The following is a 25952-nucleotide window of genomic DNA, read 5'->3' as shown; positions in this document are numbered from 1 at the left end:
GAGACGAGTCTACCGGCCCGTGACAGCGGCCGCGGACCGCCGGTGTCGTGCAGCCCGCGTCCGACTCAGATGAGGCCTGACTCGTCCGTCCGGACGACGATCGCGGCGCACTCAGGGCACTGCACGACCTCTTCGGACGGCGCGGCGCGGACGGCCTGGAGGTCGTTACCGGTGAGCGACATCTTGCATGCTCCGCAGGTGCCGGCGCGGAACAGTGCTGCACCGATACCGCCGCGGGCGCGACGCTGGTCGTAGAGTGCCAGGAGGTCGGCGGGGATGCCGGGTGCGAGTGACTCGCGGTCGGCGGTGAGTCGTGCCCGTTCGGCCTCGAGTTCGACGAGTTCGGCGTCGCGCTTCGCGACGACCTCGTCGAGGAGCTCCTGGAGTCCGGCGCGCTCGGCGTCCACCTGGGCGACGGCGTCCTCCGCGGCTTCGACCCGCTCCATGACGTTCAGCTGGATCTCTTCGAGGTTGTTCTGCCGGTTCTGCAACGAGGCGATCTCGCTCTGCAGCGCTTCGACGTCTTTGACGGAGGTCGACGACTGGAGACGGTCGGCGTCGCGCTTCATGCGGGCCGCGACGACGGCGACGTCGGACTCGATGCGCCCGAGCTCGGTCTGTGCGTCGTCGCGGACGCCGACCCGCTCCAGGCGACGGAGGCGGACGGTCTCGATCTCGGCCTGGAGCTGCGCGATGCGCGCGGCCTCGGGGAGGTTCGCCGCGCGGTAGGCGGTGCGCTGCACGCCGGTGTCGATGCTCTGCAGGGTGAGCAACGTCTTCTGGTCTGCTGGGCTGGCTTTCACGTCTGTTCCAAACTCTCGACTCATCACCCTACCGGCCGCGCCGACTACTGGGTGACGACGAAGTCCCACGGGTCGGTACGCATCTCGCTGACCCGGACGTCGAGTCCCGGGAGCTCTCGTCGGAGCGCGTCGGCGGCCCCCTCCAACCACAGCCACTCGCTCGCCCAGTGGGAGACGTCGACGAGGGCCGGCCCGCCGCCGAGGAGTGCCTGTTCCCGGGCCTCGGACGCCGGGTGGTGGCGGAGGTCGGCCGTGATGTACACGTCGGCCGCGCGGACCGCGGGGTGGGACAGGAGCGAGTCCCCCGCTCCCCCGCAGAGCGCGATCCTCCGGACGGCCTGGTCGTAGTCGCCGGAGGCACGGACCCCGGTGGCGGTCGCCGGCAGGATCTCGGCGAGGGCACGCGCGATCGCGCCGAGCGTCGTCTCCTCCGGGAGGTCGCCGACCCGACCCAGCCCGGTCAGGCCGTCGGCGGCAGGGACGATCGGAGCCGGGTCGTGGAGGCCGAGACGTCGGGCGAGGACGTCCGAGGTCCCGTCGACGACGACGTCGGCGTTGGTGTGGGCGGCGATGAGTGCGGCGCCGCCACGGATCAGGCGTGTGATGAGCGACCCCTTGTACCGGTCACCCGCCACGGTCGTGACACCGCGCATCAGCAGCGGGTGGTGGACCAGCAGCAGACCGTCGGGGCGCTCGAGCACCTCGTCGACGGTCACGCCGACCGCGTCGACGGCCAGGAGCACATGCCCGACCGGCTGGTCCGGGTCGCCGACGAGGAGCCCCGGGGCATCCCAGTCCTCGGCTCCGGACAGTGGCCAGAGGCGCTCGACGACCGTGTTGACCTCACGCAGGGTTCTCATCACCCGGCAATCCTAACCAGGCACCCTCGAGCACGCTCAGGGGCGCAGGACGAGCATGATCGCGAGGGCGATCATGACGACCGCGATCGCGACGTCGAGGATGCGCCAGGCCACGGGCTTCGCGAAGACCCCGCGGAGCAGTCGCGCGCCGTACCCCAGCGCGGTGAACCACAGGATGCTCCCGAGGACCGCGCCGGCGGCGAACCACCACCGCCCCAGCTCCCCGTGCGTGTTCGCGATCGAGCCGAGGAGGAGCACGGTGTCGAGGTACACGTGGGGGTTCAGCCAGGTGAGGCCGATGACGGTGAGCACCGCCGCCCTGAGCGAGAGGCTGTTGCCACCACGGTCGGCGGCGAGACCGGACGGGGCGAGTGCACGGCGTGCGGCCAGCAGGCCGTAGCCGAGCAGGAAGGCGGCCCCGGCCCAACGGAGGACGACGAGGACCACGGGGAACCGCTCCACGACGAAGCCGATGCCGCTGACACCGGCGATGATGAGCACCGCGTCGGAGAGTGCGCAGACCAGCACGACGGGAAGGACATGCTCGCGCCGGATGCCCTGCCGGAGGACGAAGGCGTTCTGGGCGCCGATGGCCACGATGAGTGAGAGGCCGAGGCCGAGGCCCGCGATCGCGGCCTGCAGTGCGGAGGTCATCCATCGACCGTAGGACGCGCAGCATGATGAATCCAGTTCAATATTCTGATGAATCGTAAGATCCTCTTATGATGGATTTTCATTTCGAGCAACTGCGGGCCTTCGTCGCCGCGGTCGACCACGGCACCTTCGAGTCGGCCGCCCGGGAGCTGATGGTCACGCCGTCGGCGATCAGCCAACGCATCAAGGCCCTCGAGCAGAGCGTCGGACGGGTCCTCCTGCTCCGGACCAAACCGATCACCATCACGGCGTCAGGTGAGATCGTGCTCCGCCTCGGCCGCGCGGTGCACCTGCTCGGTCACGACGCGGCGCTCGAGTTGCACGCCGACGACGCGCTCACGCCGGCCACCCCGGCGGTGATCCCGATCGTCGTGAACGCCGACTCCCTCGCCACCTGGCTGCTGCCCGTGCTGGCGGACGTCGCCGCCCGGGAGTCGGTCGTCTTCGACCTCGCTCGCGAGGACCAGGACCATTCGACGGACCTCCTCCGTGCGGGCAGCGTCATGGCCGCGGTCACGTCGAACGCCGAACCGGTCCAGGGGTGCACGGTGCGGCCTCTCGGCCGGATGCGATACCGGCCGATGGCCTCACCCGCGTTCGCGGCGCGCTGGTTCGAGGACGGGGCGACCGCTCAGGCGCTCACCGCAGCGCCCGTAGTCGTGTTCGACCGGAAGGACGATCTCCAGGACGCCTACCTCCGACGACGTGGCGTCGACCCCGCCGACCCGCCGCGGCACCATGTTCCGGCCTCGGCGGACTTCGCGACCGCCGTCGGCCTCGGTCTCGGCTGGGGCATGCTCCCGGACGCGCAGTCCGACGCGCCGCTGCGCAGGGGCGATCTCGTCGTGCTCGACGAAACGGGCGGCGTCGACGTCCCCTTGTTCTGGCAGCAGTGGCGACTCCACTCCCGACTGCTCGAGCTCGTCACGACGGCGGTGGTCGACGCGGCTCGATCCACGCTGCACTGAACTCCTGCCGAGAGGTCCCGGAGAAGGTGCACCGGGCACGCACGACGGTGCAAGGATGGAGCAATGGATATCGCGTACACAGCAGTTGCCCATGCCACCGGAGGCGGACGAGACGGACACGTCCGCAGTGAGGACGACCTCCTCGACTTCGACACCCGTCCCCCGAAGGAACTCGGCGGCAGCGGCGAGGGCACCAACCCCGAGCAGTTGTTCGCCGCAGGCTTCGCCGCGTGCTTCCTCAGCGCCCTCCACGCCGTCGGGCGTACCGCGAAGCTCGACACGAAGGACGCCGAGGTGTCGGCCAGCGTCGGCATCGGATCGAACGGTGAGGGCGGCTTCGGCCTGGCCGTCGAGCTCGACGTCTACGTGCCGAACGTGACGCACGATGAAGCCCAGCAGCTGGCCGACCAGGCGCACCAGGTGTGCCCCTACTCGAACGCCACGCGCGGCAACATCGACGTGACGGTGTCGATCGTCGACTGACGAAGCTCCCGCCCGCAAGGGCTGTCGATCGTCGTGTCCGCCGGTTACCCTGGCGGGCACGACGATCGAGAGGAAGCATCATGTCTGATTTCGGGGCGGTCGAAGGCATTCGTGACGAGGGCGCGGCGGCCATGCTGCCGGGGCTCCCGGACGCCGTGGTCGAGGACGAGGCGCTGGATGACGACGCGCCCGCCGAGGACGCCGCGGACGATTCCGGAACGGGTCTCGCCGATTCAGGTGCCTGACGACGGGATCGCGCTCAGCGCAACAGTGACGCGGCGATGACGCCGACGATGCCGAGCTGCAGTGCGAGCACGACACCGATCGTGATGAAGAGCGTGCTCCAGAGGACGATGTTCCCCAGGAGGACGCCCACGAACGCCCCGAACCGTCCGCGCGGTCGAGCCGTCGGCCGCGCCACCTGCAGCCGCTCGGTCTGTGCAACCCGGGGCGTGGACAGGGTGAAGAGGTTCGGGCTGGTGTCCAGGTGCGTGGTCATGCCACAAGTGTCCGTCGACACCCGGGGGCGGCACATCGGACGCCAGGGCGATCATCGTCCCCGCGGCGTCATCCTGTGAGCTGATCCTCCTCCGCCCGTGGGACGGTCGATCGTCCGCCGAACGGCGTGCCGGTCACACCTGCGTGAGTCGGATCCCCCAGGACAGCGACCACCGCTCGTCGGGCTCCAACCATCGGAGTCCGGTCCCGCTGTTCAGCGCATCGGCGGGGGCCGTCATGGGCTCGATGGCGATGGCCTGCGTCGGTCCGTCTGCCGCCGGGAAGTTCTTCGGCGTGTAGACCTGGACGAACCGGAAGTCGTCGTCCGCCCAGAGTTCGACGGTGTCGCCGTCGGGTGCGGTGAGCCGGTGTCGGACGGCACCGTCGACCTGCTGGACCGAACCCAGGCCGACGTCGATCGAGAGGTCGCCCACGCGAGCACCCGAGCGCAGATCGTACGGGGTCCCGTCGATGGGACGGGAGGCGACCGGGATGCGCTGCTCGTCCGTCTCGAACCAGGTGTCGGCGGCCACCGTCACGGTGAGGTCGGCGGTCGGTACGTCGCCGAGCGCCAGGTAGGGGTGAGCACCGACGGCGACCGGCGCGGGGCGACTCGACCGGTTCACGATCGTGTGGGTCACCCGCAGGCCGTCGTCGTCCAACGTGTAGGCGACCGAGGTGTCGAGGCGGAACGGGTAGCCGTGCTGCGGGAACACCGAGGCGAGCAGGGTCACCGCGTGATCGGTGTGATCCCCCGCCCGGTACCCCGTGTTGCGCAGCAGACCATGGGAGGCGTTCCCGGTCGCCGCCTCGGTGACGTCGAGCTGCTGCGGTTCACCGTCGAGCGTCCACCGGGCATCGCGGACGCGGTTGGGCCACGGCACGAGCACCATCCCGCACCCCATCGGGGCGACGACGTCCTCACCGAAGGACTGCACGAGGGTGCGTCCGCCGACCGTCAGCTCGCGGAGTCCGGCGGCGAGTTCGGTGATCGTCGCTCGGACCTCGCCCTGCGGACCGGCGTGGTGGAGACGGTACTGGGTTCCAGAGGCAGCGGGCATGCCGCCAAGCCTACGACGGACGTCAGCCGGGCGGGGTGGAGCCGGGTGAGGCCGTCCACCGGTGGACGGCCTCGGCGATCCGGATCAGCCCGAGTTCGAGCTCGGCGAAGCCGGAGCTCAAGGGGGCGACCCCGATGCGAAGACCGTCCGGGTGCCGGAAGTCGGGGATCACACCCGCATTCCAGAGCAGCGGGGTGATCTCGCGGAACGACGGGTGACCGAGCGTCACATGACCACCGCGACGCGCCGGGTCACGAGGGGTCATCACCCTGACACCGGAGCCTGCGAGGTGCTCGTCGGCCCAGGAGATGGCGAACGTGGTGAGGGCCTCGGACTTCTCCCGGATGGCGGCGACCCCGGCGGACTCGATGAGCGTTAGCGAGTCCTCGAGCGGCAGCATGCCCACGATCGGTGGCGTCCCGCTGAGGAACCGGCGCATCCCGACGGCCGGCTGATAGGTGTCGGCCATGGCGAAGACGTCGGCGGCGCCCATCCACCCCTGGATGGGCTGGAGGAGCCGGTCCTGATGGCGTGCCGCGACGTAGGCGAACGCCGGAGCACCGGGCCCGCCACCGAGGTACTTGTAGGAGCAGCCCACCGCGAGGTCCACGCCCCACCCGTCGAGCTCGATCGGGACCGCACCGGCGGAGTGGCACAGGTCCCAGAGCACGAGTGCTCCCGCCTGATGCGCGATCGCGGTCAGCTCCTCGACGTCGAGCAGCGCTCCGGACCGGTAGTCGACCTGGCTGAGCACGACGAGAGCGGTCCGCTCGTGGACCACCTCGCGCAACTGGTGCGCGGCGACACCGTGGACCGGGTCGGCGTCGATCCATCGCACACGCAGACCGCGTTCAGCGGCGACCCCCTCGATCACGAAGCGGTCCGTCGGGAAGTTCTCCGCATCGATCACGAGCTCGTCGCGCGGAGCGGTTCCTCCGGCAGACGACGTCACGTCGACCGCCGCGCGGATCAGCTTGTACAGCAGCACGGTCGTCGAGTCGGCGACGACCGTCTGGCCGGGTGCGGCACCGAGCACGACCGATCCCAGGCGGTCGCCGAGCGTCAGCGGCAGCTCGAACCAGCGGTCGTCCCACGACCGGATGAGCCTCGTCCCCCACTCCTCCGCGATGAACGACTGCAGCCGCTCCGCCGTGGCCCGCAACGGCCGCCCCAGGGAGTTCCCGTCCAGGTAGGCGACGACGCCCTCGGCCGGGAGGAACGCCGCGCGGTGTTCCGCGAGCGGGTCGGTCTCGTCGAGGACGCGTGCGTCCGGGCGGGCGGAGGTGGCTGGGGCTGGGGCGTCGACCATCCTGCGACGGTAACCGCCACCAGTGCGTGCCGCAAGGAAGCGGACGGGACCCGGCTTGCTAGCGTTGTCGCATGCCCACGCTCCTGCACCTCGACTCCTCCGCCGATCTCGACACCTCCCGGTCCCGCCGGCTCTCGCAGGCCGTCGTGGACGCCTGGTCGAACGCCGACCCCACCGGCGTCGTCGTCCGTCGCGACCTGCACCGCGATCCGGTCCCCCACCTCGCCGACGCGAGTCTCCACTGGGCGCCGGCCGACCGCCGCCCCGGTGCGAACCCGCCCGCCGAGGCCGAGACGCTCCAGCGCGTCCTGCTCGACGAGCTGCTCGGCGCCGACATCGTCGTGATCGGTGCGCCGCTGTACAACTTCTCGATCCCGTCGTCGCTCAAAGCGTGGATCGACCACATCCACGTGCCGGGCGTCACCTCCGCGGACACGGGAGCGCTCACCGGCCGGCCGGTCGTCATCGCCACCAGCCGCGGGATCGCCTACGACGCGGGCAGCCCGACCGAGGGTTGGGATCACGAGGTGCCGGCGCTGCGGACGTTGTTCGGCGGCGCCCTCGGCATGGACGTCCACGTCATCACGACGAGTCTGACCCTCGCCGACCGTGACCCGGCGCTCGCAGCTCAGCGCGAACGGAGCGAACAGGAGTTCGCAGAGGCCCTCCGGTCGGCGTCCGAGACGGGACTGCGGCTGGCCGTCTCGACGGCCTGACAGCCGACACGACGGGCGGACGGCGGATCCGACCCGTCTGATCCGGGCAGTGCTCCGAACTCCTGTCGAGCCACGATCAGGGAGTAGCACATGCCATCGAAGCACCAGACCGGCACCACACGGGGCGGACGACGTCTCGTCTGGTTCGCGGCAGCACTGTCCGGGATCGTCGCAGCAGCGGTGTTCCTCGCGATCGCCGAGCTGGCGGCGCTGTTGTTCGCCCGCGGCAGCAGCCCCCTCCTCACCGTCGGATCGTTCGTGATCGACATCGTCCCGCGGTGGGCGAAGGAGTTCGCGATCGAGACGTTCGGCAGCAACGACAAGATCTTCCTCCTCGTGAGCCTCGGGGTCGCCGTCGTGATCGCCGCGGCGATCGCCGGGGTCCTGCAGCAGATCCGTCCACCGCTCGGTGTCGTGGTCCTATTCGCGGCCGGCGTCTTCGCCGGAGCGACGACCGTCACCCGCGCCGGTGCCACCCCGCTCGCCGTCGTCCCGGTGATCCTCGGTCTCGCGGCGGGCGTCGTGATCCTCATCCTCCTGAGCCGTCGCCTGCCGAAGCGCGCCGCGAACGGTTCGGACGACGAGCGCGCGGCGTTCGACCGTCGAGGCTTCTTCCGCGTGGCCGGCATCGCGGCGGCCGGTGCTGTCGTCGTCGGCGTGGGCGCACGCCTCGTCAACGTCACCACCTCGTCGATCACGGCCGTCCGCGACGCCCTCAAGCTCCCGGCGCCGAAGTCGACCGTCACGATCCCCGACGGAGCCGAGGCGGACGTCGACGGCCTCAGCCCGCTCTTCACGCCGAACGACAAGTTCTACCGCGTCGACACCGCGCTGACCGTGCCGACGGTCGATCCGGCCACCTGGACGCTCACGATCGACGGCATGGTCGGTGAGCAGGTGCAGATCACGTTCGAGGAACTCCTCGCCATGGGTCTCGACGAATACGTCATCACCATGACCTGCGTCTCGAACGAGGTGGGCGGCAACCTCCTGGGCAACGCGAAGTGGCTCGGTATCCCTGTGCGCGACGTCCTCAAGCGGGCGATGCCGGACTCGAAGGCCGACATGGTCCTGTCCACGAGCGTCGACGGGTTCACGGCGAGCACGCCGCTCGAGTCACTCACCGACCCGAACCTGGACGCGATCCTCGCCGTGGCGATGAACGGCGAGCCGCTGCCGCTCGAGCACGGTTTCCCCGTGCGCATGGTCGTCCCGGGCCTCTACGGCTACGTGTCGGCGACGAAGTGGCTGACGAAGCTGACGGTCACGACGTTCGACAAGGACGAGGCCTACTGGACCCCGCGCGGCTACGACGCGAAGGCGCCCATCAAACTCTCCTCGCGGATCGACACACCCCGGATCGACAAGCAGGTTCCGGCGGGCCCGGCGAAGATCGCAGGTGTCGCCTGGGCGCAGACCGTCGGGATCGCCAAGGTCGAGGTCAGCATCGACAACGGCGACTGGCAGAGCGTCAATCTCACGACCGCCATCAACGACGACACCTGGGTGCAGTGGTGGATGGACTGGGAGGCGACGGCCGGCACGCACTACGTCGCCGTCCGCGCGACCGACAAGGCCGGGAACCTCCAGATCGAGAAGCAGGCGCCGATCGCTCCGAACGGATCCTCCGGTTGGCAGCGGACGCTCGTCCGCGTCGGCTGACGGTCCGCGGCTGACCGGTGACGGTCAGCCGCGGGTGTCGACCGGTCGCAGCTGGGCGATCTTCGGTTCGCGACCGTCGCCCGAGGACCGACCGGTCAGACGGCGCCCGATCCACGGGAGCACGTGTTCCCGGTAGTAGGCCGCGGTGCGACGTTGACGCGGACCGGGCGGGGCAGCAGCGACGTCGTCGATCCCCCACTCCTCCGGGACCGGCACGTCGAGCGCCGTCAGCACGTTGCCCGCCACCCGGGCATGGCCGAGGGCGTTGAGGTGCAAGCGGTCCACCGACCAGTACCTGAGGTCGGCGAGCGTCCGGTCAGCCCAGTTGTCGACGAAGGTCACCCCGTCACGCGGATACCGCACCCGCACGGCCTGGGCCAGCTGCTCGCCGCGGCGGGCGAGGAGCGAACCCATCGGGATGTGGGCGGAAGGGTTCGCGCCGCTCAACAGCAGCACGTGGGCTCCCCCGGCGCGCAGACGATCGACCGCACCGTCCAGGCGGTCGGCGACGCCGTCGATCGACACCCGCGGGCGCATGATGTCGTTGCCGCCGCCGTTGAAGCTGACGAGGTCCGGACCCATCTCGATCGCACGGTCGAGTTGTTCGTCGAGGATCGGGACGAGCTTCCTCCCGCGGATGGCGAGGTTCGCGTAGCTGACGGTCTCCGTGGACGCCCGGGCGAGGCCGAGGGCCACGAAGTCCGCCCACCCGCGGAGGGTGCCGTCCTCCCGGATATCCCCGTAGCCCTCACTGAAGCTGTCGCCGATGGCCACGTACCGTCCGAACCCGTGCTGCGTCATACCTGCACTGTACGCGCGACCGGAAGGCGTCTCCGACTGGCCCGCTCAGGAGGGACGGGACTCTCCGTCCGCGGCCGGTCGCCAGCCGAGGGCGGGCCCGAGCGCGCCGGCGATGTCGGTGAGTAGTTGCGTGTAGTCGTCCGGTTCGAGTGTGAACGGGAGGGCGAAGGCGACCTCGTCGACCTCCTGGAAGCCGGCGTGCTCGTGCAGCCGCTCCGCGATCTCCGCACTGCTGCCGACGAGGTCCTCCGCGAAGAGCATCCGCCGCGGCCCATGGGCGACGCCGACGCGGTGCCGTCTCGAGTCGACGTACTCGCGGTACCGGGCTCGCTGGGTCGCCGTCGCGGAATCCGTCGGGATGACCACGAGCCCCTGCGACACGCGGGCCCGCTCACCCGCCGGGTGGAGTTCTCGGAACCGACGCACCTGAGCGGCCTGGTTCGCCGCGAAGTCCGTCGTGCCGTCCTCGGCGGCGATGACGCTGCTCGTGAGCAGGTTGAAGGACTGCTCACCGGCCCAACCCGCCGACCGCAGGCTGCCGGCTCCGTACCAGAGCCGCTCCGCCAGACCGTCGGCATGCGGCTCGACCCGTGAGGAGTAGTCCTCCTGGCCCTCACGACCGGCGCTGTCACTGACGACGTCACCGCGGATGAAGGAGCGGAGGCGCAGGACGCGGTCGTAGCCGAGGTCCTCCTGGTCGAGCGTCGACGGGTAGATCGCGTGCTTGAACGCGTCGAAGCGCATCGGCTCACCGGTGCTGAAGCCGGGAAGCAGCCTGCCGCCCGAGAGGACGTCGACCGTGCCCAGGTCCTCTGCGAGCCGGAAGGGGTTCTCCGCGCCGAGCGGTGTGACCGCGGTGCCGAGCGCGATGCGCTTCGTGCGCTGCGTCGCCGCCGCGAGGACGGCGACCGGTGAGGAGATGCCGAACTGCAGATGCCGGTGCCGCAGCCAGGCGCTGTCGAACCCCAGGTGTTCACCGAGCTCGATGAGCTGCAGGGTCGCCTCGTGCCCGGCCGCCGGCTCCTCGGGGTCGAACAGGCCCATCGTGAGGAACCCGAGTCTGCGGAGCGGTGCTGAGGATCTGGCCATGCATCGACTCTACGACGCCGTTCCGACGCGACGATGCTGCAGGAGCCGGACGTGCCCGCGCCGCGGGTGTCAGCTCGGCGAGCCGGCCAGCACGGTGAACATGGCGCCGATGCTCCCGAGGATGAAGAGCATCGTTCCGAGCTGCATGGTCAACGACTTGTTCCGGGACGCCGTCGGGACGTCCACCTCCAGGATCGGACACCCGGACCAGCCGAGCAGACCGATGCTCAAACCCACGATGACCGAGCAGCACCACCAGACCACGCGGAGTCCCTCGGCGAGGACCGCCGGTCGCCAACCTGAGCTGAGGAGGAGCCCAAGGACGATCGCGGTGCTCCCGACCGCGACGCCGAACCAGACGGTTCCGGTGCGCATGATGCGCTGGACGTTGTTCTCGGGTGACATGAGGTCCTGTGACACGTGGTGCGGCTTTCTCGAGGTTCCGATTCCTGACGAGGGCCGCATCCGGCCGTCATGGTCGCTCGCAGCCCCGAACAGGAGCATAGACCCGGTCGCGGGAGGCGACTCCCGTTCGACGGGGGCTTGCGCCGACGAGGGTCACGACACAGACGAAGCCGATCGAGGATCCGTGACGGATCACGCAGACGGCGCCCGGGCCACCCACCGTGCCAGCGTCGCGAGCAGTGCACGGTGCTCCGCCGAGGCGTAGGACCGCTCGTCGTGTCCGAGTGCGTCGACGGCGACGCGCGAAGGCCCCACCTCGCGGACCCACACCGCAGGGAACCGCTCGCCGTCGACCTCGTGCTCGGCGACGGTGGTGCTCCGACCGACGGGTTGCAGCCGCAGGTACTGTTCGTCGTCCACGGGGATGTCGCCGAGCGCCGCGCCGTCGGGCGACGCCAGGCCGCGGACGACGGTCGGGCCCATCGGCGGATGCCAGGACACGCCGGGCAGCCACAGCGCCCCGATCGTCGGCGCCCAGTCCGGGTAGTCCCGCAGCGAGGCGAGCGCCGCATGCATCGCGAGGACACCGATCCCCCGACCCAGCGCCTCCGCGAAACCGTCGATGGCGGCAGCGGGCGCTCGACCCTGGTCCTCGGACCGCCACGGGTCGCCTGCGTTGACCACCAGGAGCTCCACGCCCTCGAGTCGCGTCATCGCACGATCGACGTCCTCGTCGATCTCGACCGCGAAGCCGGCCGTCTCCAGGACCTCCGCGATGAGCGGGCTCGTGCGCGCGTACGGGTGCCACGGATCCGCATACCGACCGCTCCCCGATGCGATGAGTGCTTTCACGGTTCCCCCTCGTCCGATCCGTCGGCGCCGGTCACCGTGTGCGCGGCCGACGTCTCTCCAGGGTACGGGGCCTCTCCCGACGGCTGCGTCGCCGACCGATTGTGTCCGCACATGTCGTCGTCACCTGCGCCCGCCCCGATCCCGACCGTAGAGTGCCTGTCACCGACGCCGGGGCGTCGACGACGGCCGGGCTGACGGAGAGGACGAGGCGATGCACGAGCGGGATCGAGGGGGCTTCAGCACCCGACAGCTGCACGCCGGTGGCGCACCCGATGCGCCGCTCCAGCCGCGGGCTCTGCCGATCTACGCGAGTGCCGGGTTCGTGTTCGCGGACTTCGACGAGGCGGAGCAGCGGTTCGGTCCGGACCCTGGTGGCTACAGCTACAGCCGGGTCGGCAATCCGACGATCGACGCCGTCGAGCGCCGTCTCGCCGCCCTGGAGGGTGGTGTGGACGCGCTGCTCCTCGGCTCCGGACAGGCGGCCGTCGGCGTCGCCCTGCTCTCCCTGCTCGAGGCCGGCGACCACCTGCTCACCGCGCCGAGTCTGTACGAGGGCTCGCGCAGCCTCTTCACGGAGAACTTCGGTCGGCTGGGTATCACCACGAGCGAGGTCTCCGATCCGCTCGACGCCGACGCCTGGGCGCGTGCCATCCGACCCGGGACGCGCGCGATCTTCGTCGAGTCCATTCCGAACCCACGCAACGACCTCACGGATCTCCGTCTCGTCGCCGACGTCGCCCATGCGCACGGGGTCCCGCTCGTCGTCGACAACACCTTCGCCACGCCCTACCTCCTGCGTCCCATCGAGCACGGCGCCGACATCGTCGTCCACTCGGCCAGCAAGTTCCTGGCGGGGCACGGCACCGTTCTCGGCGGGGTCGTCGTCGACGGCGGCACGTTCGACTGGACCGCTCACGCGGACCGCTATCGTCACCTCACCTCACCGGTCGCCGCGCTCGGCGGGCTCAGCCACGTCGAGGCGGACGGGCGTGCAGCGCTGGCAGCCTACGCACGGGCATCGGTCGCGCTGCGTCTCGGCCCGACGCCGTCGCCGTTCAACGCGTTCCTGATCGCACAGGGCATCGAGACGCTGTCACTCCGCGTCCAACGGCAGAGCGAGAACGCCCTCGCCCTCGCGACGTGGCTGGCGGGACGGACCGAAGTGGCCTCGGTCGACTACTCGGGGCTCAGCGACAGTCCGTTCCGCGGCCTGGCGGACCGGTATCTGCCGGATGGACAGGGATCGGTGTTCTCGTTCACCCTGCACGGCGGACGGGACGCAGCACGGACGGTCATCGACCACGTCGGCTTGTTCACGCGGATGACGAATCTGGGCGACGTCCGGTCGCTGATCCTCCACCCGGCCTCGACCACGCACGCCCAGCGTTCGGCCGAGCAGCTCGCGGCGAGCGGCATCGGCCAAGGACTCGTGCGGATCTCCGTCGGCATCGAAGACGCGGCCGACCTCATCGCGGACCTCGCCTCGGCGTTCGACGCCCTCCCGGTCCGGGAACCGTCGACGAGCTCCGGCGCGGCCGTCACGGCGGACGAGGCGGTCGCCGCGTGAGTGCCCGGCAACGCTTCGGCTGGTTCCTGTCACGTGGGTTCGGTCCGCACGGTTGGGGGCACCCGTACCTCGACTGGGACTACCGCTGGCAGGAACCTGCTCTTTACCAGCAGGCCGTGCGCGAGCTCGAGCAGGCGGGCCTGGACCTCCTGATCATCGAGGACGCCCTCTCGCTGGGGAACCCCGAGACACTCGACCTCCGCATCCGCGGCGCCTACGGCGGGCCGAAGCACGACCCGCTGAGCCTCGCCCCGTTCCTCTTCGCGGTGACGGAGCGCATCGGCATCATCCCGACCGTGAACCCGTTGCAACTGCCGCCGTACCAGGCGGCACGGCAGTTCGCGACCCTGCAGCACCTCAGTCGCGGACGGTTCGGGGTGAACGTGGTGACCGACGTCGGCAGCAGCCGTCACTTCGGCGAGCCGGTCGTGCCGCACGACATCGCCTATGAGCGGGCGGAGGAGTGGCTGGACGGCGTGCGCGCGCTCTGGCGGAGCTGGCGACCTGGCGCGTACGTGGGTGACACCGCCTCCGGACGCTTCGCCGACGGCCGCCACCTCGACCGCGTCGAGCATCGCGGCGCACACTACGACTTCGACGGGCCGCTCAACGCCCTGCCCTTCGACGAGGACTCCGGTGGGGAGCCCGTCATCGTGTCGCCGGGCTCTTCGCCGCGAGGGCTCGCCTTCACCGGACGACAGTCGGACGTCCAGCTCGCCCTCGCACCGCTCGACATCGCGAGCCTCCGTGCGTACCGGAGGCGGGTCCTCGACGCGTCGGCTGCCGTCGGTCGGGACACCCCTCCCGCGATCCTGTTCGTGTTCAAGCCCGTCATCGTGTCGAGCAGTGCCGAGGCCGACCGTCTCGTCGCCGCCTCGGAACAGCCGGACGATGAGACCCTGCGCTCCGTCGCACTCGCGTGGTCGAGCGACCTGGAGACGGACCTCACCGCGCTCGACCTCGACCGACCGGTGGACCCGTCCGTCTTCGGCGACCACGTGTCGCGCGGCAGCCTCGACGCGTTGCGCGGCCAGCACGAGTCCTTCGCGGCGGCGACGCTCCGGGAGCTGCTCGTGCCGAAGGCACGACTCGGGCGGATCACCGACGGCAGCGGTGTCGTCGGCACGGCGGCTGAGGTGGCCGACCACATCGAACGCGCCGGCAGTGAGGCGGACAACGACGGGTTCATCTTCTCGGGCGACCTCCACCCGGTGACGGTGCACCGCATGCTCGACGAACTCGTGCCGATCCTCCGACGCCGCGGGATCCTGCAGCGTCCGAAAGTCGACGCACCGCACGGACTCCGGAGCTCGTTGCACGCCACCTGAAGGATCGCGTCGTCAGCGGCTCGTGTTCAGGGCTGCTCGTGGTTCGGGCACGTCCAACTCCCCGCGGGCGACGAGCGAACGGACGGACTCGAGGACCGCCTCCGTCGAGGTGTAGGCGGGCTCGTATCCGAGCAGCGACCGTGCCTTGTCGATCGACGCGCAATGGCTCCGCACCAGGTGCTCCCAGGTGGTGTCGGCGTGCTCCTTCGGTGTCTCTGCTCGGAAATGCTCCCAGGTCACCGACTTGAGCTCAGCCGAGCGTCCGAACCAGCCGGCGACGACCTCGGCGTAGCCGCGGACGGTCACCGCGGCGGCCGAGGTCACGTTGAGATCCTCGCCGGCGACACGATCCCGGTTCGCGACGGCGAGCTCGAAGGCCTGCGCGACGTCGTCGGCGTGCACGTGGTGCAGCAGCTCGGCACCGAGTCCGGGGATGCGCAGCGGTGAACCGAGTGCGAGGGTCCGCCAGACCCCGAGGTCGAGGTTGCCGAGCGGGTTGATGGGCGCCCACCCCGGTCCGACGATGTGCCCGGGATGCAGGGAGGTCGTCACCAGTCCTCCGTCGGCGCTCTCCTGCTGGAGCAGTCGGGCGATCTGATCCTTCTGGACACCGTAGTCGCCGAACGGCGCCGTCCCGGAGCCCTCGACGATGGGGACGGACGCGCTGGGACCGTAGCGCCAGATCGATCCGCAGTGGAGCAGCTGGCCCGTGTTGCCGCGCAGCCCCTCGACGAGTGCCGTCGCCGAGGCGACCGTGAAGCAGACCAGATCGATGACGACGTCCGGACCGAGATCCGCGATGCGTCGTGCGAAGACACCGTCCCGGTCCTCGGCCTCCCGATCGGCCCGGACCCGCTCGACCTGGTCCCACTCGGGAACCTCCGTGTACGGCGAACGATCGCCGCGGCTCACGCTCACGACCTCGTGGCCGGCCCGGACGAGTCGCGGGACGAGGAAGGTGCCGATGTGGCCGGTCCCTCCGATGACGACGATGCGCATGGTGTTCCTCCGTTCGCGCACGACGACGGCGTCGACGGGTGCGCTCTCCGGGAACGCTAATGGACCGGACCGTCCGACGCACGCCCTTGCGGGAGGCGACGTGGTGACCCGCTAGTCGTCGGAGGGACGTCGTCGTTGCTGTTTGGTGGCGCTCCGCTGCTGTTTCGCGGCGAGGTGGCGTCGCGCCGATCCGCGGGTCGGACGCGTGGACCGGCGCGTCGGCGCCGGCGGCGCGAGGGCCGACCTGATGCGCGTCGCGAGCGCTTCGAGTGCGAGTTCGCGGTTCCGGAGCTGCGATCGCTCGCGGGAGACGGTCACGGTGATGGCTCCGCCGACCAGCCGAGCGTCGAGCCGCTCGAGCAGTCGGTCTCGTTGCTCGTCGGTGAGGACGGCCGACTCTGCCACACTCCATGTCAATTGGACACGGCTGTCGGAGGTGTTCACGTGCTGTCCGCCCGGGCCGGACGACCGGGAGAAACGCCACTGCAGCTCGGCTGCTGGGATCGTCAGTCCGGGCGACACCTCGAGGTCCATGGGGCAAGCGTCTCACGAACCCGCGGCACGGCTCGCGTCCACCGCTGGTTCCGAGCCGGTGCCTCCTATCCTTGACGCTGTGAACGATGCACCAGCCGAACGCGGACGTCGACGCGCAGCCGTCGTCGTCAATCCCTCCAAGGTCGACATCGAGGTCCTCCGCTCGGCCGTCGCAGCCGCTGAATCGACGCACGGACTGGCACCCTCCACCTGGCACGAGACGAGCGCCGACGACGACGGCCGGGGTGCGTCCGCGGCCGCGATCGCCTCGGCACCCTCGTTCATCCTGGTCGCAGGAGGCGATGGGACACTGCGGGTCGCCGCCGAGGCCATCGCCTCCACCGGCATCCCCCTCGGGCTGGTCCCGGCCGGAACGGGGAACCTCTTCGCCCGCGCGCTCGGCCTGCCGTTGGGCGACCTCAAGCGGTCGGTCGACATCGCCTGTTCAGGGCGAGACCAGGTGGTCGACGTCGGTCAGGTCAGTCTCGGGCGCAGCGACGGCACGAACCGGGACGAGGTCTTCCTCGTCATGGCCGGTATCGGCCTCGACGCGCACATGGCGGGCCACACCAATGAGCGGCTGAAGCGACGGATCGGCTGGCTCGCCTACTCCGATCCGATCGCGCGGAGCATCATCGGCAACCGGCAGTTCGATCTGCACTATCGACTGGACGACCGTCCGGAGGCGGCTGCCCGAGCGCATACGATCATCGTCGGGAACTCCGGCACGCTCACCGGCGGGGTCCTGCTGCTCCCGGAGGCCGTCGTGGACGACGGCCTCCTCGATGCCGTCATGCTGCGCCCCGGCAAGGGTCCGGGTTGGGGGAACATCGGTTACCGTCTGACGTTCAACCGGATGCTGCACCGCACGCGGTTCGGCCGACTGGTCGGACGATTCTCGCCGAAGGCACGCGCGATCAGCTACGCACAGGCGCGGACGATGCATCTCAGACTCGAGGAGCCGCAGGAGATCCAACTGGACGGCGACTCGCACGGTTCGGTGATCTCGGTCTCGCTGAGGAACCTGCACCACGCCCTGATCGTCCGGGTTCCGAGCGGCCCGGCTGCGCGCCCCGGCGGGCGCTGACCACCGGCTACGACGCCGCGTCGGTGGGAGCGGCCTCGGGGTCGATCGACGCCGCGAGCCGGTCGATCCGCTTGAGGGCGCGGTCGAACACGGGGACGAGTTCCCACAGGCGCGGCTCTTCGGCGCGGATCTCCTCGAGGGAGCCGTGTGCGCTGCGGACCGAACCGAGATCGAAGCTGACGTTGGTCCGCGCTCCCGTGATCGCCGCGCGGAGTGCACCGATCGCCACCGCCACGTCGGCGATCAACGCCGGGTTGCCGTGCTCGGTCAGCCAGGCGAGATCGTCGATCGCGTCGACGGCATGCTCGCCCAGCCGAGCCGAGGCCGCGGCCGCCTCGATGGACGCAACACGGATCGCCTCGTCGCGTCCGACGCCGGCCGGTAGACGGAAGGCGCTGCCGAACGCTCGCGAGGCGTGGGCGTCCTCGTCGGCCAGACGCAGCGCCAGCTCGGAGCGTGCCTCAGCGCGAGCGCGGAGTGCGGCGATCGTCGCCTCGGCCTCGGCCGAGTCCCGCCCGCTCGCGTCCTCGGTGGCGTGCGTGGTTCGGGTGTAGCCGGCGACCATCGCGGTGAGGCCGGCGGCGATCGCCAGCATGAGTCCGGATGCGGCCCCGCCGCCGGGGTTCCCGGTCGCCGTGCCGAGCGCCCGCATCCACGCCGACACGCTCGAGTACTCGGTCGACACGTCTTCGGTATCCGATGGTCCCGTCATGGCGACCATTCTCCCGCGTCCGCGTCCGCGTCAGCTCGAGGCGCGGACGATGAGTTCGGTCGGGAACTCCGCGCGGTCCCCGGGGTCCGTCCCGGGCTCCGCCTCGAGGACGAGCTGGACCGCACGCGCGGCCATCGCGCGCATCGGCTGGCGCACTGTCGTCATCGGCGGCGGCATCAACCTGGACTGCGGGAGGTCGTCGAAGCCGACGACCCTGATGTCGTCGGGGATGCGGAGCTGGAGCTCCTCAGCGGCGCGGTAGACGCCGTAGGCCATCTCGTCGTTGCAGCTGAAGACGCCGATCGGGAGCCCGCCCTGCCTGAGCAGCTTGCGCACGGAGACGAACGCACTCTCCGAGGACCAGGGCGACGAGATCTCCTCGACCGTCGCCCCGTCGGCGTGCCGTTCGACCGCCGCTCGGAAACCGGCCTCCCTCGCACGGCCGAACCGGTACTTCGGTCGGCCGGTGATGATGAGGAACCGACGTGTCCCCCGCCGGGCGAGATGCCGACCCGCGTCGAAGCCACCCTGCCAGTCGGTGGACCCGACGCTCGGCAGGCTCCGCGCCGGCTCCGCACGCGGATCGAGGAGCGCCACGGGGATGTTGGCCGAGGCGAGGATGTCGAGCTGGGACACATTGGGACGGATGAGACACACGACGACACCGGCCGATCCCCGCGCACGTGCCCGACTGGGCCAGTCGTCGAGCATCGACTCGCTCTCCGGCGTGAGCACCAGATCGTAGTTCGCCGCAGCGGCCGCCCGCCGCACACTCGTCACGACCGTGTTCGCCCAGGGGTCGTCCCACTGACTCATCGCCAGGTCGAGCAGGCGCGGGACCGAGCGAGGTCGACCGCGACGTTGTGCTGCGCGGTCGTAGCCGAGGTCGTGCGCTGCAGCGAGGATGCGGTCCCTGGTGTCCGGGGATGCATGGCGCTTCCCGGCGAGCACCCGGGAGACGAGCGACACCGAGCATCCCGACCTCGCGGCGACGTCCGCGAGCGTCACGTTGAGATCGTCCCGCTCCGGCGTCGTCGTCATGGCTCCATGCTCCCGCATCCCGGGGTGCTGTGTGCGCCGGTACCGGTGGTCAGGCGCCCTCTGCGGTCAGCACTCGGAGTTCGGTGCACCGCGGGGTCTCGCGATCCGGCTGCGCGACGAGCGCGAACCGCCGGACACCCCACCCGGCGCTGGTGGGTGTCAGCGGGTACTCCGCCCACTCCAGGTCGTCGTCTCGCCCGACCTCCTGCGGAGCGATCGGCGTACCGTCGATCTCCAGGGTGAAACCGTGGCCCGCCTGATCGTGCAGCCAGGTCACTCTGACGACCCGGCCGAGGAGATGCGGATCGACGAGCCTCACGGACAGACGCTCGGCCGTGCTCCGCCAGCGGATCCCACCCACCGCGCCACTGACGCTGGAGCGCCCCTCGAACCCGTGATCCGCCTCCGGCTGCTGCTCGCCCAGAGCGACCCGGTCGACCGTCCGTCCGTCGATGCTCGCGGCGCGTCGGTCCCGCTCGACCAAGGCGGTGCGGCGCCGGTCGACGGCGTCCTCGTCCGCCGACGACGCCACGGGGAACGTGACGGTGTACCGCGCGTCGTGCAGGCCTGCGAACGGTTCCAACGGGATCGGTCCTCGGTCCGAGTCGACCCGGAGTCGCCCGTCGGCGTCCCGGTAGGGCACAGCCGTCCGCGTGACGATCGGTGCCGAGGCGAGCGGGGTGAGCGGGCCGACCGCCGTGTGCGGGGCGTGCGGCCGATCGGCCAGCACGACGCCGGTCGGGAGCGACTCGCCACGGGCCGCCAGGACGGACGGACCCCAGAGGAGCGAGATCCAGTCCGAGCCGTCCGGGTACGGTTCCGCACGACCGCCCATGGTGAGCTCGAACGACACGGTGTCGCCGTCGCTCCACTCACGCTCCACGACGAGATGGCCGCGTTCGCGTTCGGCGGTCACCGGAGCGCCGTTGAGGAACATCTCGGGTGTCGGATCACTCCACCCGGGGACCCGGACGCGGAGCCGGAACCGCCGCGAGCCGGTGAGCCCGAGGGTGAGTCCGACCACGCCGTCGGACGGGAAGGCCGTCCGTTGCTGCAGCTCGAGACCGAGTTCCGGGATCCGCACGATGGAGGGCGCGAAGAGCTCGACCGACACCGTGTCGTCGTCGAACCGGTACAGCGACTCGCCGTGTTTCGCGTGACTCTCCAGACCGGTCCCGACGCAGCACCAGAAGCTGTGCTCCGGCGAGGAGTAGACGCGGTAGTGGTCGGGTCGCATGGAGGTGAAGTAGACGAGGCCGCCGTGCTCGGGGTGCTGCGATGACAGGAGGTGGTTGAAGAGGATCCGTTCGAGCGCGTCGGCGATCGCCGGGTCGGACTCGTCGGCACTGAGCCGTCGGCCCAGCTTGATGAGGTTGTAGCTGTTGCAGGTCTCCGGCCCCTCCCGATCCTCGGTCATCGGGGTGAAGTCGTCGATGGCATGGAAGTGCTCCCGGACACTGTTGCCGCCGATCGCGACCGTGCGCCGCGTCAGGATCGTCTCCCAGGCGAACCGGGCCGCGCGGGCGAGGGCCGGATCGTCGCTCCGCGTGGCGAGGGCGGCGAAGCCGACGAACTGCGGGATACGGGTGTTGGCGTGCAGGCCGGTCAGTTCGTCGGACCGGCGCGACAGCGGTTCGCTGAGGGCGACGGATGTGAAGCGGGCGGCCATCGCGAGATGTCGGGCGTCGCCCGTGAGGTCGAAGAGGTCGACGTACGCCTCGTTCATCCCTCCGATCTCGGTCTCGAGCATGAGCTGGAAGTGCTCGTCGTCGATCCCCGCGGCAAGCTCCTCCCACCAGGTGGCGAGGCGCAGGACCACATCACGTGCCGCGTGGTCCCCCGTCAAGCGGGCCGCGTCGATGAGCCCGGCGTACAGCTTGTGCAGGTTGTACCAGGGCACCCAGCGCCCGGCACGGAAGGTCGATTCGGTGATCCCCGCTGCGACCTCGGCCCAGAGCTCGGCACTCCGAGGGACACCACCGACGTATCCGGTCCCCAGATGGTCCTGTGCGCGGGCCAGTTCGGCGACCGTGTACTCGAGCCGGGAACGCAGGACGTCGTCCCCGGTGGAGGCGACCATCAGGGAGCAGGCCGAGAGGTAGTGTCCGGCGGTATGGCCGTCGAGTCCGCGCACCTCCCAGTCGTCGTAGGACGCCGCCCGGGGCTCCAGGCCCGCCTCACGGAGGAACGGGGCGAGCAGACGATCGGGCTCGAGGGCTCGCAGGTAGGCGCGGTCGGCCTCCTGCGCTCGGAACAGGGGCCCACCCGTGAGGGTGACCTGGGTGATCGGGACGAACGGCATGGTCAGGCCTTCCTCGCGCCCGCACCGACGGGCCGCCAGTCCACGCGGAGCTCGCGCGGCCCGACCAGCTCCCGCCGGTTGCCGGTCACCTCGATCGTGCGGGTGAGCGGACGCTCGAGCGCCGATGGCCCGGCGGACAGCACGTACGTCCCCGGTTCGACCACCCGGCGACCGTCGACCCCGGTGAAGGACAAGCGGTCGGCCGACACCGAGAAACGCACGGTCGTCGACGTCCCGGCAGCGACCGTGAGGCGTGCGAACGCGAGCAGCTCGACCGACGGGCGCACGACCGAGGCCAACGGATCCGTGCCGTAGAGCTGGATCACCTCGACGGCGTCCTCGACACCCATGTTCTCGACCGTGACGTCGACGAGGACCTCGCCGTCGACGGCGAGCTCCGCTGCACTCGTGAGCGATCGGTAGCGGACGTCCCCGGCGGTGAGGCCGTGACCGAACGGGAAGAGCGGCGTGGGGTCGAGCACGCTGATCCCGCGGGACGCCAGACCGAGCGGCGGCTGCAGGTACGTGCCCGGCATGGCCGGTGAGCGAGGGATCTGCACCGGGAGCCGTCCGCTCGGCCTCACGCGGCCGGACAGCAGCCCCGCGACGGCTGCTGCGCCCTCCTGGCCGGGGAAGAAGGCCTGGACCAGTGCATCGGCCCGGTCGTAGTCCCCCAGCGCGTAGGGTCGCCCGGACAGCACGGTCAGGACGACGGGCGTCCCGGTCTCGAGGACGGCGAGCACGAGGTCGTGCTGACCCCCGGGGAGGCGCAGGTCCTCGGCGTCGCAGCCTTCTCCCGAGGTGCCATCGCCGAACAGGCCCGCGATGTCACCCACGGCCAGCACGACGACGTCTGCCGAACGGGCGGCTTCGACCGCGGCCGGAACGTCCTCCTGACCGGTCCCGGTGATGCTGCATCCCGGTTCGACGACGATGTCCGCCGTGGGGAACTCGGCACGAACCGCGTCCAGGATCGTCGGGATGGTGATGCCGAGATCGTGCCCGGGGTGTTTCGACAACACGTGGTTGGGGAATGCGTAACAGCCCACGAGACTGCGGAACTGGTCGGCCGCCGGCCCGATCACGGCGATGCGCGCGGTGGTCCGGAGCGGGAGAACTGCGCGGTTCCTGAGGAGGACGACCGACTCCTCGGCCAGACGCGTCGCGATGGCGCGGTTGCGGGGGCCGTCGAGGTCGGTCGATGCGGCGTGCTCCGGCACGAGCGGGCCCCGGTCGAGCAGGCCGAGCTCGATCTTCTGCCGCAGGTGCCGGAGCACGGCTCGGTCGACCAGCCGCTCGTCGAGCGCCCCGTCCTGGACGAGCCCGACGAGACCGGCGCCGTAGCCGGCGGTCTCCGGGAGTTCGACGTCGATCCCGGCGGTGAGGGCGAGCGCGCCGGCCTCCGCCGCACCGCTCGCGACGTGGTGCATGGTCGCGAGGAACGGGATCGCCCAGTAGTCGGCGACGACGGTGCCGTCGAAACCCCAGTCGTCGCGCAGGATGTCGGTGAGCAATTCGACACTGGCACCGGCGGGGACGCCGTCGAGATCGGTGTAGGCGTTCATCACGCTTCGCGCTCCCCCGAGCCGGATCGCCGTCTCGAACGGCGGAAGCACGACATCGGCGAGCTCGCGGCGCCCCATGCTCACCGGGGCATGGTTCTTCGCGCCTCGGGACGCGGCGTAGCCGGCGAAGTGCTTGAGCGTCGCCACGACCCCGGACCGCTCGAGACCACGCACGTACGCGGCGCCGAGCTGGCCGACGAGGTAGGGGTCCTCCCCCAGCGTCTCCTCGACCCGGCCCCAGCGGTAGTCGCGCACGACGTCGAGGACCGGCGCGAGCCCCTGATGGACCCCGACCGAGCGAAGGTCGTCTCCGATCGCCTCCGCCATCCGCTCCACGAGCTCCTCGTCGAACGAGGCGGCCCAGGCGAGCGGCGTCGGGAAGGCGGTCGCACCGAACGCGGCGAACCCCGTCAGACACTCTTCGTGCGCGATCGCGGGGATGCCGAACCGGTTGCCGGCCACGACCTGCCGTTGCCGTTCCCGCAGGCGATCGACGCCCTCGGCCACCGTCACCGGTTCGGTCCCGAAGATGCGCGTCAACTGCCCGAGGCCACCCGTGAAGTCGCCGGTGGGCGCCGATGTCGGCGCAGCCGGGTCGTCGGAGCCGTCCACGCTCGGCGCGAAGTCGCCCGCCGTCTCGGTGAACCAGACCGAACCGAGCTGACCGACCTTCTCCTCGAGGGTCATCTCATCGAGGAGTGCTCGCGCCCGCTCGTCGGGTGACGCCCGTCGGTCGTTCCAGACGCCGCGGACGATACCCGACGTGGTCGGCGTGACGCCGTCGTGTTGCAGGGTCATCCCTTGAACGCTCCGTCCATGATCCCGGTCACCATGCGCTTGCCGACGAAGATGAACGCGATGAGCAGCGGGATGGTGGCCAGGAACGACCCGGCCATCGCCAGGCCGAGATCGATCGACCGCTGCGACTGCAGGGCCTTGATCGCGATCTGGACCGTGTACATTTCGGGCGACTTCAGGACGATGAACGGCCAGAGGAAGTCGTTCCAGGATCCGACGAAGCCGAGCAGTCCCAGGACGAACGCCGCCGGTCGGATGACCGGGAAGACGATCCGCCAGAAGATCTGCCAGGTGTTGGCACCGTCGAGTCTCGCCGCCTGGAGCAGCTCGTCGCTCACGGAGCTCGAGATGTGCTGACGCATCCAGAAGATGCCGAACGCGCTCGCAAGGCCGGGGACGATGAGCGCCTGAAGCGTGTCCACCCAGTCGAGCGCGGAGATGATCAGGTACTGCGGGATCACGCTCAGCTGCGTCGGCACGGTCATGGTGAGGACCACGAGGATGAACAGCGCGTTGCGGCCGCGGAACTCCAGTTTCGCGAAGGCGAACCCGGCCAGGGCGCAGAGCAGGGCCGATCCGACGCCGATCGACAGCGCGACGATGAGGCTGTTGATCATCGATTGGATGAACGGCACGGTCTCGAGCACGAGCCCCACGAGGTGGAACAGGTTGTCGCCCGGATACAGCCGCGGTGGCAGGGTGGTCGCCGTCGCCGAGTCCGTGGTCGCGACGACGAACATGAAGTACAGCGGGAACATGCTCACGACGACGGCGCACACGAGGAGGACGTAGGTGTACCAGGGGATGCGGCCGATCCGGCCGCCGTTCCGTTTCCGGCCGGCGGAGGTCGCGCTCGCCATCAGCTGGGTGGAGTTGAGCGTCTCGGACATCAGCGTCCTCCTCGGGTGCGGGTGGACAGGAAGAAGTTCAGCAGGGCGACGAGGACGACGATCACGAACAGCGCGACACCGATCGCCGAGCCGTATCCGAACTCGAACTGGCCGAAGCCCTGCTCGTAGAGGAACAGCGTGAGCGTCTGGCACTGTCGTGCCGCACCGCAGGTGAGGCCGGTGGCCGGGTTCACCAGCAGTGGTTCGGTGAACACCTGGAGCCCGCCGATCGTCGACGTGACGATGGTGAACACGATGATGGGACGCAACGACGGGATGGTGATGTAGACGAACTGCTTCCAACCGCCGGCACCGTCGACGGCGGCCGCCTCGTACACGTCGCGAGGGATCGCCTGCAGTGCCGCCAGGTAGAGCAGCGTCGTGTAGCCCGTCCACCGCCAGACGACCATGAGCGCGACGAGGAACCACGAGCCGACCTTGTCGTTGAGGAAGTCGACGTGGTCACCGCCGAAGAAGCTGATGAGGTAGTTGAAGAGCCCGTAGTCACGGTCGAACAGCTGGGCGAACACGATCGTGGTCGCGGCGACCGAGGTGATGTACGGCACGAGCATCGCCATCCGGAACCCCGTGGCGAAGCGCAGGCGGACGTGGTTCAGCAGATGGGCGAGGCCCAGGGCGATGACCAGCTGCGGCACCGTGGAGATGATGAAGATCGCGAAGGTGTTCAGCATCGCGTTCCAGAACCGTGGGTCGGCCGCGAGCCTGGTGAAGTTGTCGAAGCCGATGAAGGTCTGCTGACCGATCGGGTTCCAGTCGAAGAGGGACACGACGAAGGTGAACAGGAGCGGGATCAGCCCGAAGACGGCGAAGATCAGGAAGAACGGGGCGATGTAGACGTAGGGGGCGAAGCGTTCCGGCAGGGTGTTGCGGATGCGCGTCCCGATACCGGGTGGCGACTGTTTGGGCAGCAGCCGAGGTGGAGTGATGTGCGTGGTCACGATGATCCT

The 25952-nt window shown here is 70.2% G+C and carries 26 protein-coding genes; 8 read left to right on the top strand and 18 right to left on the bottom strand.

Translation table 11 applies throughout. From position 1 onward, the window contains the following. Window positions 1-65 precede the first annotated feature (65 nt). The 3 genes from BWO91_RS09685 to BWO91_RS09675 are packed head-to-tail and all read right to left on the bottom strand — an operon-like array spanning window position 66 to window position 2317. Complete coding sequence (locus BWO91_RS09685) at window positions 66-803, bottom strand: zinc ribbon domain-containing protein (RefSeq protein ID WP_079002451.1); 738 nt, start codon at window positions 801-803, stop codon at window positions 66-68. A gap of 44 nt (window positions 804-847) precedes the next feature. Next, complete coding sequence (locus tag BWO91_RS09680) at window positions 848-1663, bottom strand: Nif3-like dinuclear metal center hexameric protein (RefSeq protein ID WP_079002450.1); 816 nt, start codon at window positions 1661-1663, stop codon at window positions 848-850. Window positions 1664-1699: 36 nt separating this feature from the next. Further along, window positions 1700-2317 carry a LysE/ArgO family amino acid transporter gene (locus BWO91_RS09675; protein ID WP_064293759.1) on the bottom strand — a complete coding sequence of 206 codons (618 nt, stop codon included), beginning with the start codon at window positions 2315-2317 and terminating at the stop codon, window positions 1700-1702. Window positions 2318-2385: 68 nt separating this feature from the next. On the opposite strand from BWO91_RS09675, the gene BWO91_RS09670 reads away from it, so the two are divergent. The 3 genes from BWO91_RS09670 (at window position 2386) to BWO91_RS19650 (ending at window position 4013) form a co-directional block, all read left to right on the top strand. Further along, window positions 2386-3285: a LysR family transcriptional regulator ArgP gene (locus BWO91_RS09670; RefSeq protein WP_071260042.1), complete on the top strand. Its 900-nt coding sequence runs from the start codon at window positions 2386-2388 to the stop codon at window positions 3283-3285. Window positions 3286-3348: 63 nt separating this feature from the next. Beyond that, window positions 3349-3768 (top strand): organic hydroperoxide resistance protein, encoded by a 420-nt coding sequence (locus BWO91_RS09665; RefSeq protein ID WP_064293757.1) that lies wholly within the window; start codon window positions 3349-3351, stop codon window positions 3766-3768. Between the two features lie 80 nt (window positions 3769-3848). Further along, entirely contained in the window at window positions 3849-4013 is a 165-nt protein-coding gene (locus BWO91_RS19650; protein ID WP_153303432.1) for a hypothetical protein, read from the top strand. A 14-nt stretch (window positions 4014-4027) separates the two neighbouring features. On the opposite strand, the gene BWO91_RS09660 is transcribed toward BWO91_RS19650, so the two are convergent. The 3 genes from BWO91_RS09660 to BWO91_RS09650 form a co-directional block, all read right to left on the bottom strand. Further along, window positions 4028-4267 carry a hypothetical protein gene (locus BWO91_RS09660; protein WP_064293756.1) on the bottom strand — a complete coding sequence of 80 codons (240 nt, stop codon included), beginning with the start codon at window positions 4265-4267 and terminating at the stop codon, window positions 4028-4030. A 133-nt stretch (window positions 4268-4400) separates the two neighbouring features. Then, window positions 4401-5327: an aldose 1-epimerase family protein gene (locus BWO91_RS09655; protein WP_079002449.1), complete on the bottom strand. Its 927-nt coding sequence runs from the start codon at window positions 5325-5327 to the stop codon at window positions 4401-4403. A gap of 22 nt (window positions 5328-5349) precedes the next feature. Then, entirely contained in the window at window positions 5350-6636 is a 1287-nt protein-coding gene (locus BWO91_RS09650) for a kynureninase (protein ID WP_079002448.1), read from the bottom strand. 71 nt (window positions 6637-6707) lie between these two features. On the opposite strand from BWO91_RS09650, the gene BWO91_RS09645 reads away from it, so the two are divergent. Continuing rightward, complete coding sequence (locus BWO91_RS09645; RefSeq protein ID WP_079002447.1) at window positions 6708-7352, top strand: FMN-dependent NADH-azoreductase; 645 nt, start codon at window positions 6708-6710, stop codon at window positions 7350-7352. A gap of 90 nt (window positions 7353-7442) precedes the next feature. Next, entirely contained in the window at window positions 7443-9014 is a 1572-nt protein-coding gene (locus BWO91_RS09640) for a molybdopterin-dependent oxidoreductase (protein ID WP_064293752.1), read from the top strand. Window positions 9015-9038: 24 nt separating this feature from the next. Here BWO91_RS09640 and BWO91_RS09635 read toward each other — a convergent pair whose 3' ends face one another. From BWO91_RS09635 to BWO91_RS09620, 4 genes are all read right to left on the bottom strand, one after another. Next, window positions 9039-9815, bottom strand: coding sequence for an SGNH/GDSL hydrolase family protein (locus BWO91_RS09635; RefSeq protein ID WP_079002446.1), 777 nt, complete (start codon window positions 9813-9815; stop codon window positions 9039-9041). Between the two features lie 45 nt (window positions 9816-9860). After that, window positions 9861-10904, bottom strand: coding sequence for an LLM class flavin-dependent oxidoreductase (locus BWO91_RS09630; protein WP_079002445.1), 1044 nt, complete (start codon window positions 10902-10904; stop codon window positions 9861-9863). Window positions 10905-10973: 69 nt separating this feature from the next. Continuing rightward, the gene (locus BWO91_RS09625; RefSeq protein WP_064293749.1) at window positions 10974-11324 is read right to left on the bottom strand and encodes a hypothetical protein; all 351 of its coding nucleotides are present in this window, start codon (window positions 11322-11324) and stop codon (window positions 10974-10976) included. A gap of 177 nt (window positions 11325-11501) precedes the next feature. Then, a complete protein-coding gene (locus BWO91_RS09620) occupies window positions 11502-12161 on the bottom strand; it encodes a ThuA domain-containing protein (RefSeq protein ID WP_240555772.1) in 660 nt (219 codons plus the stop codon). A gap of 211 nt (window positions 12162-12372) precedes the next feature. Here BWO91_RS09620 and BWO91_RS09615 point away from each other — a divergent pair, with 211 nt between their 5' ends. Further along, window positions 12373-13728, top strand: coding sequence for an O-acetylhomoserine aminocarboxypropyltransferase/cysteine synthase family protein (locus BWO91_RS09615; protein ID WP_079002444.1), 1356 nt, complete (start codon window positions 12373-12375; stop codon window positions 13726-13728). Beyond that, window positions 13725-15056: an LLM class flavin-dependent oxidoreductase gene (locus tag BWO91_RS09610; protein ID WP_079002443.1), complete on the top strand. Its 1332-nt coding sequence runs from the start codon at window positions 13725-13727 to the stop codon at window positions 15054-15056. The genes BWO91_RS09615 and BWO91_RS09610 overlap by 4 nt, the downstream gene beginning before the upstream one ends. Window positions 15057-15068: 12 nt before the next feature. Here the strand turns inward: BWO91_RS09610 and BWO91_RS09605 are convergent, their stop codons facing one another. Both BWO91_RS09605 and arfB read right to left on the bottom strand, forming a co-directional pair. Beyond that, window positions 15069-16055 (bottom strand): NAD-dependent epimerase/dehydratase family protein, encoded by a 987-nt coding sequence (locus tag BWO91_RS09605; RefSeq protein ID WP_079002442.1) that lies wholly within the window; start codon window positions 16053-16055, stop codon window positions 15069-15071. Window positions 16056-16166: 111 nt separating this feature from the next. Then, window positions 16167-16589 (bottom strand): alternative ribosome rescue aminoacyl-tRNA hydrolase ArfB, encoded by a 423-nt coding sequence (gene arfB, locus BWO91_RS09600; RefSeq protein WP_079002441.1) that lies wholly within the window; start codon window positions 16587-16589, stop codon window positions 16167-16169. Window positions 16590-16668: 79 nt separating this feature from the next. On the opposite strand from arfB, the gene BWO91_RS09595 reads away from it, so the two are divergent. Continuing rightward, window positions 16669-17676, top strand: a complete 1008-nt coding sequence (locus BWO91_RS09595) for a diacylglycerol/lipid kinase family protein (RefSeq protein ID WP_071260036.1) — start codon at window positions 16669-16671, stop codon at window positions 17674-17676. Between the two features lie 7 nt (window positions 17677-17683). Here the strand turns inward: BWO91_RS09595 and BWO91_RS09590 are convergent, their stop codons facing one another. From BWO91_RS09590 to BWO91_RS09565, 6 genes are read right to left on the bottom strand one after another with little or no spacing between them, the layout of a single operon-like run. After that, window positions 17684-18388 carry a cyclodeaminase/cyclohydrolase family protein gene (locus tag BWO91_RS09590; RefSeq protein WP_079003919.1) on the bottom strand — a complete coding sequence of 235 codons (705 nt, stop codon included), beginning with the start codon at window positions 18386-18388 and terminating at the stop codon, window positions 17684-17686. Between the two features lie 30 nt (window positions 18389-18418). Next, window positions 18419-19429 (bottom strand): LacI family DNA-binding transcriptional regulator, encoded by a 1011-nt coding sequence (locus BWO91_RS09585; protein ID WP_079002439.1) that lies wholly within the window; start codon window positions 19427-19429, stop codon window positions 18419-18421. A 49-nt stretch (window positions 19430-19478) separates the two neighbouring features. After that, window positions 19479-21731 carry a beta-L-arabinofuranosidase domain-containing protein gene (locus tag BWO91_RS09580; protein ID WP_079002438.1) on the bottom strand — a complete coding sequence of 751 codons (2253 nt, stop codon included), beginning with the start codon at window positions 21729-21731 and terminating at the stop codon, window positions 19479-19481. 2 nt (window positions 21732-21733) lie between these two features. Next, a complete protein-coding gene (locus BWO91_RS09575) occupies window positions 21734-24094 on the bottom strand; it encodes a beta-glucosidase family protein (protein ID WP_079002437.1) in 2361 nt (786 codons plus the stop codon). After that, a complete protein-coding gene (locus BWO91_RS09570; RefSeq protein WP_079002436.1) occupies window positions 24091-24984 on the bottom strand; it encodes a carbohydrate ABC transporter permease in 894 nt (297 codons plus the stop codon). The genes BWO91_RS09575 and BWO91_RS09570 overlap by 4 nt, the downstream gene beginning before the upstream one ends. Beyond that, a complete protein-coding gene (locus tag BWO91_RS09565; protein WP_064293740.1) occupies window positions 24984-25943 on the bottom strand; it encodes a carbohydrate ABC transporter permease in 960 nt (319 codons plus the stop codon). Before BWO91_RS09565 ends, BWO91_RS09570 begins: the two co-directional genes overlap by 1 nt. Window positions 25944-25952: the final 9 nt, after the last annotated feature.

Source organism: Plantibacter flavus (assembly GCF_002024505.1).
GTDB lineage: Bacteria > Actinomycetota > Actinomycetes > Actinomycetales > Microbacteriaceae > Plantibacter > Plantibacter flavus_A.
This window is presented reverse-complemented; position numbering and strand designations above follow the sequence as displayed.